5 protein-coding genes are annotated in these 9842 nt (G+C 47.6%); 3 read left to right on the top strand and 2 right to left on the bottom strand.

Annotated features, from left to right (window positions below):
• Together PLH26_RS16745 and PLH26_RS16750 are read right to left on the bottom strand one after the other, a co-directional pair.
• A partial coding sequence (locus PLH26_RS16745; RefSeq protein ID WP_324587178.1) for an Ig-like domain-containing protein occupies window positions 1-3314 on the bottom strand: 3314 nt, incomplete at its 3' end.
• 29 nt (window positions 3315-3343) lie between these two features.
• Entirely contained in the window at window positions 3344-3850 is a 507-nt protein-coding gene (locus PLH26_RS16750) for a hypothetical protein (RefSeq protein ID WP_324587179.1), read from the bottom strand.
• A gap of 577 nt (window positions 3851-4427) precedes the next feature.
• Between PLH26_RS16750 and PLH26_RS16755 the strand changes: the two genes are divergently transcribed.
• The 3 genes from PLH26_RS16755 to PLH26_RS16765 all read left to right on the top strand — a co-directional run.
• Window positions 4428-7340 carry a TonB-dependent receptor gene (locus PLH26_RS16755; protein ID WP_324587180.1) on the top strand — a complete coding sequence of 971 codons (2913 nt, stop codon included), beginning with the start codon at window positions 4428-4430 and terminating at the stop codon, window positions 7338-7340.
• Window positions 7341-7627: 287 nt separating this feature from the next.
• The gene (locus PLH26_RS16760; RefSeq protein WP_324587181.1) at window positions 7628-9112 is read left to right on the top strand and encodes a sulfatase family protein; all 1485 of its coding nucleotides are present in this window, start codon (window positions 7628-7630) and stop codon (window positions 9110-9112) included.
• 13 nt (window positions 9113-9125) lie between these two features.
• On the top strand, window positions 9126-9842 hold a 717-nt coding region (locus PLH26_RS16765), incomplete at its 3' end, for a sulfatase-like hydrolase/transferase (RefSeq protein ID WP_324587182.1).

The following is a 9842-nucleotide window of genomic DNA, read 5'->3' on the forward strand; positions in this document are numbered from 1 at the left end:
ATTTCATCTGTGTTTATTGCTGTGGAAGTGTGCAGGTAATTGTCTTCAATAGTAGCCGAAACCACATCCGTAAGATCAATGGGATTGAATTCCAGGATATAGCTTCTTTGCGTTGTGTTGGAAAGATTGAGATAAAGCGTATCGCTGCCCTCACTGATCGGTAACCTTCTGTCTACCATCAGCGGTTGACCCTGCCTTACAATGGCCAGGTTTTCAAGCTCATTGGGCATCTTAATGGCATCCATATCATCAATAGCGCTGGAGAAATCCCTGCCGTAAGAAGTGAACACTTCGTCCAGGATATTTGTTCCGGCATCATTGATGGTTTGCAGGTTGATCCTTAACCCCTGTGCATTCTTAGCCGGAGCAAATACCAGCCCATTGCCCACAGCCGATACCTGACCTCTGACCACTGACTGCTCACTACTGATACCTGACAACTGATCGCTACCGGCTGACTGCCTGAACACATTCTGCGCAGGTGTTGCCGACTTGTCGGATTCCTTGATCACAATGCTCCCGGCTGCTCCGGTAGATTGCACCAGGAAGCCCTGACCGCTCTGGATATACTGGCTTTCGGGGCTCACCGAAGCCGGCGTTACATCATAGCCGGTGCCGTTATAGCTGATGTTCACGTAAGCGCCTACACCATAAGTGCCACCCATCTTTGGATCCCATACATAGAAGCTGTTCTTTACATTGTTCCTGGTAATGGTTGCAAAATTGATGGGCGAAGCAAAGGGGTTGGCTACTGCTGTAAACCCTGCAGCGCCAACAGGTATGGTTTGGTTACCGGTCAGCAATGGCCCGTTCGCACGAAGTGTTGTATTGTTAGCCGGAACTGTATTGTCTTTCATCATAAGACTTCTGTCGCCTCTTACGAACAGGAAATAAGGCTTATTGGCAACTGTTGCTGTTTTTGTGCTGGTTACAACCTGCAGGGCGCCTGCGGCAGTAAAGCTTTTCAGCGATGAAGTACTTTGACCAAGGATATTCTGATCAAAGCCATTGGCAACCGATCCCACGGTTATGAATGTGCCATATCCCGGATTAGGATTGGAGTTGGGAGATGCAGTTGTTACACCTTCCTGCCATGCCTGGTTAACCGTTTGATTACCACCTACAGGAGCATTGATAATTCTCCACGCCCTGCGTGCAGGTATATAGCGTTCTACGGTTACATTACCGCTTATACTTCCACCTACCGGAGCCACACGTGCTGTATTGGTAGCATTGCTCTTCAGCGTTAGTTTGTTACCGGTATTTAATGCACCGTTTACAATATTGAGCACATCATAAATACTCAATGCGGTTCCGATAGTGGCGGAAGCGCCTGTTCCGGTGCGGTTCAGGGTTAACATTTTTAAGCTGCTGCCGGCGCCTGCCGTAAAGTTCAGGTTACCGGGGCTGCCGCCATTGGTGCCTATAACGGCAAGATTGGATGTGGTAGATCCCGTTAAGGTCCCTGTACCCGTTAGCGTAGTGATGGATAAGGTATACCCGTTGATCTTTAGCTGGCTGCCCGATGGATTATTGAGTGTGCCAAACACCGTCCAGTTACCGGTCATGGTATAAGAACCTGAACGATTGGCCAGGTTAAAGATCTTACCATCGCCAAAATCCGTTGGGTTGGCGCCGCTACCATCAAGGTTTACGCCCCACGTAAGTACATCATGCAAATTGCCGGCCGCTTTGGAATAATATATATTGCTTGCGGTTTTTGTCCATGTAAATTTAGCCGGCGCGGTGATAGTACCTACAGATGCCATAATGTTGTCATCACCTGCGTTGGTGCCTGTATAACAGAATTTGGCTATACCGCTGGCGTTGGTATTGGCAAAGCCGGTGCTGCCCGGGTTAGCGCCGGTGATCGTAAAGTCTACCCGAACGCCCACCAACGGATTGTTGAACTGATCCCTTACCAACGCTTCCAGACAATGTTCTGTGCCCACTGCACCGGTGCCCGTTAATGGAGTAACACTTAAGTTGGTTACACTGGCCACAGGAGCCAGCGACTGGCCACCCGGATAGCCGTAAGAGTCGTAGCTGTCATATCCATATACAAAAATTCCGAAGGGGAGATTAGAGCCATTGATCGTATGCGACCCCAGGGAGATATTCAATTGTGCTCCGCTGAAGCCGGTGGAGCCGATCGCTGAAAATGATGCGGCTGGTATGATCACACCGTCTAACCTTAATGCTCCCACTGCAGCAGCGGGGGCTACCACATTTACATAATTACCGCTGAAGCCCGATGCGGGAGTAGAAAAAGTATACTTCCCGAGAAACTGCTCATAGGGGGTTATGAGCATCATAAATGGATCGGATGTAACATTATCAAAGCTGCTGCTGTTCGAATATTGTGCAACGAGTATCGGGTTGTTTGACCTGATCTGCGATGCTGTAGTAAGGATGGTCTCATACAGTTGCCCTTTGTTTAAGTTGGCAACGATGGAACCATTCACTTCAACTGTAGTACCGTTGGCAGATGCCAGGAAACGAAATGTATCTCCTTTGGTTCGTGTTTTTAGCGGAACGGAAATGAAATTTTTGCCCCATGCAGTAGTGGGGGGAAGTTGTTCTATAATGTGATCGCATGCTACATATCCCATGGGTATATTAGCGCATTGCATACCGCCGAATACGGCTATGGGTTTGTTCGAGGTGATCAATGAACCCGAAAGATCCTGTGGTGCAGCATCTGTATTGCGTAAAAGATAGGTTTGCCCCTGGTTAAGCACGATATTATAGGGTACACCCGCAGGTCTCCCGCTGGTGGTAACCGTTGGTGTAATGGTAACCGTGGTGGCATTTTGCGCAGCCACTATGCCAAACTGTGTGCTGTTAACAATATTGGTGTTTTTATAACCGAGGTTGATGTAAGAAGTGCCCAGTATGTCGGTAGGTAAAGCGAGGTAGGCATCAGTAGTAGCCTGGTAGCGGTTCAACCCGTATACCGTAACCTCTTTGCCTGCGACAATATGAATGCCCTTGTTTTCTATATCGTTCGAAGCGTTAAGCTCGAGTGTGCCCGTAGGCAGTGTAACGGTGGTTACGGTGCCGGGTGTAACGGTAAAGTTTGCACTAAAACCCGTTCCGGGAGCCGAAACGGTGCCTGTTGTGCTCTCATCCCCGCTTATGAAAAAAGAGAGCACCCCGGGACTGTAGTTTCCGGGGAAGGCAAGCCAGAAATCCGTACCCTTACTGTCGGGCGCCTGGGCATGGGCGGCAATGAAAAAAGTACTTAAGGAGAGGGAAAGCCAGAAAGGCAAAAGAACTTTTTTCAAAGATGGGAGGAAGTGAAATTGTTTCATACACGTTGGGATTGTTGGTTATGAATTTTTTAATTGGCATTCGTCACGGTAACATCTTTATAACTGAATTTGGAAATTACTGCTACGTAAGTTGGAACTGCTTTTGAAGCCGGAACAACCAGTTCTTTATGAACCGGGCTGATGCAATCCGCTTCAGATGTTTCGCCCGGCTGAAGGATCATTTTTTTCCTGTCGCCGTTCCCATCGGCATTTTTTTCCACCTGGGTTTCAAAAGTTTCCTTCCACGATACATTAACCGGGTATTTGTTGGTATTGTTCAATTTGAGAAATACAATATCGCTGCCTTCACATACTGACAGGGCATAGAAAAACTGTACACCTTTAACCGTCTTATCCAGTTGCCACTTCAGGCCCAGGTATTGCTCCGGTAAAGGAAGAGGATAGTGATTGATTGCACGGATACCGGTGGAAAGGAACAGAATGAAAATTGTCAATACAATTTTAGCCCGGCCAATCTTCCGGCTGAAATATCCCGGAGCGGACACAATAACGGTATTCCCCGAAAAACTTTTCATAGAGAATAATTAATGGATAATAGAAATGGTCTGAAAAAATCCAACACTTTAATCTTGACCCCGCGTGGTTTCAAATTATATTGGACCGGTTTGTAAAGCCTGCGTTATAAATCTTCGGCAGACTGGTCATGCATTGTATATTGGAGGATGCGTTGAAGATTGGGATAGATGGATTGGCACAGCCATGCCATGCGGCAGAATGATAAAAATGCTTTGGGATATGATCTTAATGACTGGATTTTAAATATGGGTACCGTACTTGTGTGGTAGTGTAAGCAGAATGAAGGAGCACAGATTTAAACCGGCAATAAACATAGAAAAGTTTTTTAACAAAAAGAAATTTTTGGTCGAATAATTTAAACAACGTCGTTTGTTGTAGTATAACAACCCGTCATTGATCTTGTCATCACAATAAGCGGTACGACTGCGAAAACGCAGGTTTCTAAATATTTCCGCGCATAATCAATAATGGTATACTGACAGGAGGAAAACTGTTGGTTAAAAAAGGCGGTAAAATTTCTGATATCTGCTAACAATCGTTAATTTGCCGCTAACATCTTTCACCAATCTGCTTATTATGAAAAAAACATGCCGTTACGTAACTGCTTTAGCATTACTGTTTTACACAGTTTCTTCCTTTTCACAAAATGTTATTGTTTCGGGCACGGTCAGGAATAACAGCAACAGTGAATTTATAAGCTCCGTTTCTGTGATCATTAAGGGAACTACGGAAGGTACTTTTACTGACCCGAGGGGCAATTTTAAATTAACTACAAGTCAGTCACTACCGGTAATCCTGGTTTTTTCCTCTATTGGTTTTGAAACAAAAGAGCTGCAGGTTACGGGAACAGATCCTGTTGAAGTGGAACTTACGCCTTCCTCCGTGCTCGGAGAAGAGATAGTGGTTGCTGCAACCCGAACAGCTACAAAAGCAATGGAATCGCCGGTAACCATTGAAAGAGTAAGCGCTGCCAATATCCGCAATACGCCGGCCACCAGCTATTACGATATGGTAACGCAGTTGAAAGGTGTTGACGTAACCACCTCATCGCTCACTTTTAAAACGCCCAGTACACGCGGATTTAATTTCTCCGGGAATACCCGGCTTAACCAGTTGGTTGACGGGATGGATAACCAGGCGCCCGGACTTAACTTTTCGGTAGGGAATTTTACCGGGCTTACAGAGCTGGATGTTGAAAGCATGGAACTGCTTCCGGGAGCTTCATCAGCATTATACGGATCGGGCGGTGTGAATGGCACATTGCTGATCAACAGCAAAGACCCTTTTAAATACCAGGGCCTTAGCTTCCAGATCAAAACAGGTATGAATCACGTAGATAAGCGGCAACGCAGCGAACCGGGCTGGTATAACGACTGGTCGGCACGCTGGGCTAAGGCTTTCAATAATAAATTTGCCTTTAAAGTGGGCTTCCAGTTGGTACAGGCCAAAGACTGGATTGCCAGCAGTACACAGGATTATGACCGGCTAACCCGCAAAACATTGCCCGGCAACCGGCAAACAGATCCCAATTATGATGGTATAAATGTATATGGCGATGAAACCAATATGCGCGATAACGGGTTTAGCATGAAGAGCCTTGCGCAACTGGTGCAAACGCAAACACAGCAGGGCGTGCTGGCTGCAACAGGCGGCACGGTAGATATTGTTCAGATCATGAATGCACTGTTGCCTCTCAATGCAACGCCTGCGCAGATCGGGGGATTCATCGGCACCCTGCCGGAAGCCTTACGCGGACCCGTTACCAATATGGTTCCTTTTTATTTTGGGTTGAGGAATGATATCATTCCTGAGGCAAGTGCTTCGCGTACGGGCTATGCAGAAAGTGATATGGTAAATCCAAACACCCTGAACTTTAAATTATCGGGAAGCCTGCATTATAAGATTACATCTGATCTTGAAGCTTCGCTTACCGGCCATTTCGGAACCGGCAGTACCGTATATACCGGAAGCGACAGGTATTCCCTGAAAGATGCTAAAATAGGGCAGTATAAGCTGGAGCTGCGTAGCAAAAGCTGGTTCCTCCGTGGCTATACCACGCAGGAAGATGCAGGCGAAGCCTATAATGCCACCATAACCGCGCGCCGGCTGAACGAAGCGTGGAAGCCAAGCACACAATGGTTTCCCGAGTATGTGGCTGCTTTTGTGCAGGCCCGGAGTGCAGGAGCCGATGAGGCTGCCGCACATGCTGCGGCACGGGCCTTTGCCGACCAGGGCCGCCCCGCAGCAGGCTCTGCACAGTTTAAACAATTGTTCGACCAGGTACGCTCTACCCCTATACCGGCAGGAGGATTGTTTTTAGACCGCAGCGATCTGTGGATGACGGAAGGGCAATATAATTTCAAAGAGGCAATTCCTTTTGTTGAGCTGATAGTAGGAGGATCATGGAAGCAATATGTATTGAATTCACAGGGTACCTTGTTCATTGATTATGACGGCCCCATAAAAATTAATGAATACGGCGCTTACGGCCAGCTTACCAAAAAGCTGATCAATGATCGTTTAACCTTAAGCGTTTCGGGACGCTATGATAAGAACGATAATTTCAAGGGGAGGTTCACACCGAGGGCTTCGGCAGTAGTGAAGCTGGCCGACGATCATAATGTGCGCATGAGCTATCAAACCGCGTACCGCTTCCCTTCCACACAGCAGCAATACATCAACCTGGAAATAGGCGGTGGACAGTTTTTGATTGGCGGATTACCATGGATCCGGGATGCTGCATTGCCGGGAGGCAGGCCTGGTCCAAACCTGAACGCCCAAACAGCGGTGCGTTTGAATAATAACGCGCAGCCGCTGGGCGCCTATCATCCGAGGGAACTGAAGCCCGAAACTGTTGCATCTTATGAAATAGGCTATAAGGGACTGATCGCAAAAAAACTGCTGGTTGATGCATATTATTATACGGGTGAGTACGACAATTTCATCGGGCGAACGCTGGTAGCAAGGCAGGTCTCTCCCCAGCAAAGCCAGATCTATTCCATTGTAGAAAATGCAGCCACCATGTCGGCTACGGGTGGGGGTGATGTAAAAATTGATCCCATTAAAGTAAAAACCTCGGGCTATGGTATAGGACTGGATTATCGTTTAAGCAGCGGGCTTTCTGTTTTTGCCAATTATTTTCACGATGAACTGGGTGATGTACCTGTAGATTTTATAGCCAATTTCAATACGCCGGACCACCGTATAAATTTTGGCGTGGGGCATGCCGGTTTTGGAAAAAACAAACGCGCGGTATTCAATATTACTGGTCGCTGGCAAACCGATTTCTTATGGGAAGCCGATTTTGCAACCGGCACGGTTCCTTCCTTCTTTACGATGGATGCCATGATAGGATACCGCTTTCCGGCAATCGGCTCACTGGTTAAGCTGGGTGCTACCAATGTGCTGAACAAATATTATATGAACGCATTCGGTAACCCCGAAATAGGAGGGTTATATTATGTGAGCTTTGCATACAATGTTTTTTAGGCTGTGGCGTTATTAAAAAAACACACACTAAAAAAAGCCCCGGTGCCGCAGATAATGGCGTCGGGGTTTATTTTATTTGACATCATGGCAACGCGCCTGCGGCGCTCTCTGACTTCTTACTGTTTTTTAAACGGATTGAAACCTTCCCGCTTTTTGCGGGATTACAGTATTTTTGAGGCGACACCCTTTTTGCCATTCTATAAATGCACGCGGCATTTGCCCTGCACTTTCCCTATTTTTGATTTAGGTTAATCAGCAGCCATATCTTTTCATCCGAATCAAAAATAATGAACAGTCGTTTTATCCTTCCTGCGCTTTTGGCGTTTCTTTTACTGATGGCGCCGTTTACATTTGGCTTCAGTCCGTTTACGGCGCAGGCTCCATATAAGAATGTACAGCCCAATATCATCATCATCTTTATGGATGATATGGGCTATGGCGATCTGGAATGCTATGGCGGGTTTCCGTATCATACCCCCAATATCAATAAACTCGCGGTGCAGGGTATGCGCTTTACCAGTTTCTACGCCGCACAGGCGGTTTGCAGCGCTTCAAGGGCGGCATTGCTTACAGGCTGCTATCCCAACAGGATCGGCATTCACGGCGCCCTCTTTCCCTGGAGCAGAACAGCGCTCAGCCCCGATGAGGAAACCATCGCGGAACTGCTGAAAGCCCGCGGATACAGTACAGGCATGGTGGGTAAGTGGCACCTGGGACAAAAAGAGCCCTTCTTTCCGCTGCAGCAGGGTTTTGATGAATGGCTGGGGCTTCCTTACTCCAATGATATGTGGCCGGTGAACTACGACGGAACACCGGTAACGGATACGGCTAACCGTAAACATCGTCATCCTCCTTTACCACTCATGGATGGTAATAAAAAGATAAGGGAAATTAAAACATTAGATGACCAGGCAGAGCTGACCGGTCTGTATACGGAAAGGGCTGTACAGTTTATAAAGCAAAACAAATCCCGGCCTTTTTTCCTGTATTTCGCACATTCCATGCCGCATGTGCCTATTGCCGCATCACCGGCGTTCAAAGGAAAAAGCGGTGCAGGGTTGTTTGGTGATATGATAGAGGAAGTAGACTGGTCGGTTGGTGAGATCATGCGCACGCTTGATGAACAGGGGCTGGCCGAAAATACCCTGGTTGTTTTTACCAGCGATAACGGCCCCTGGCTCACTTTTGGCAATCATGCGGGCAATACAGCCGGCTTGCGGGAAGGGAAAGGAACGGCATGGGAAGGCGGCCAAAGGGTGCCCTGCATCATGCGTTGGCCTGAAGTTATACCTGCCGGCACCATTTGTAACAATATCGCTTCCACCATTGACCTGCTGCCCACCATTGCAGATATATGTGAAGCCGGTCGGCCAGCCCGTAAAATTGACGGCGTGAATATATTGTCGTTAATGCAGCATAAAATTGGTGCCAATCCAAGGAATGAATTTGTATACTACTATGATGCAAATAACCTGAAGGGCATCAGGGCAGGACAGTGGAAGCTGGTTTTTCCCTGTATCTCACAAACCTATAAAAAAACGGCGATGGGTAATGACGGTTGGCCCGGTAAATATGCAAACGATTCTGTTCATCTTGCCCTGTATGACCTGCGTACAGACCCCGGTGAAACATTAGATGTAAAAGAACAGCATCCCGAGGTGGTGGAACAGCTCAATGCAATAGCCGACCGGTACAGAAAAGAGCTCGGCGATGATCTTACCGGCGTAAAAGGAGCGGGGAGAAGAGCAGCAGCCGTTGTATCATTCAATTAACATGTAACAGCAAATGAAAAAAAGCGTTTTCCTTCTAACGGCGATATTTTTAATGAAAGGAATGTTTGGTCAGCAACATCCCAATATTGTATTCATTTATGCCGATGACCTGGGTTACGGCGACCTGGGTTGCTACGGCGCCACACAAATCCAAACACCCAATATCGACAGGTTGGCCAAACAGGGGCTCCGGTTTACCCATGCCTATGCCACTTCTGCTACCTGCACACCTTCCAGGTTCTCATTAATTACGGGTACTTATGCCTGGCGGAAAAAAGGGACCGGCATAGCGCCGGGCAATGCTTCGCTGATCGTGCCGGTTGATAAAATTACACTCCCGGCCGTTCTTAAAAAGGCGGGGTATCAAACAGCCGTAGTAGGCAAATGGCACCTGGGATTGGGCGGGCCTGAAGGCCCGGACTGGAATGGAGCGATAAAACCCGGTCCGCGGGAGCTCGGGTTCGACTATTCCTTTATTTTACCCGCCACAGTTGACAGGGTACCCTGTGTATACGTAGAGGATCGTTATGTAGTGGGGCTTGATCCCGCGGATCCCATACAGGTGAGTTATAAAGAAAAGGTGGGAGACTGGCCTACCGGCAAAGATCACCCTGAGTTATTAAAACTGAAGCCCTCTCACGGTCATGACCAAACGATCATAAACGGCATCAGCCGTATCGGCTATATGATCGGTGGCAAAAATGCCTTATGGAAAGATGAAGATATAGCG

Origin of the sequence: Agriterribacter sp. (genome assembly GCF_035444585.1) — a bacterium.
In the GTDB taxonomy this organism is placed as follows: Bacteria; Bacteroidota; Bacteroidia; order Chitinophagales; family Chitinophagaceae; genus Agriterribacter.

Bases quoted from the DNA above. Each gene is read 5' to 3' on its own strand.
- PLH26_RS16750 (WP_324587179.1), bottom strand. From the start codon at position 3,850: ATGAAAAGTTTTTCGGGGAATACCGTTATTGTGTCCGCTCCGGGATAT.
- PLH26_RS16755 (WP_324587180.1), top strand. From the start codon at position 4,428: ATGAAAAAAACATGCCGTTACGTAACTGCTTTAGCATTACTGTTTTAC.
- PLH26_RS16760 (WP_324587181.1), top strand. From the start codon at position 7,628: ATGAACAGTCGTTTTATCCTTCCTGCGCTTTTGGCGTTTCTTTTACTG.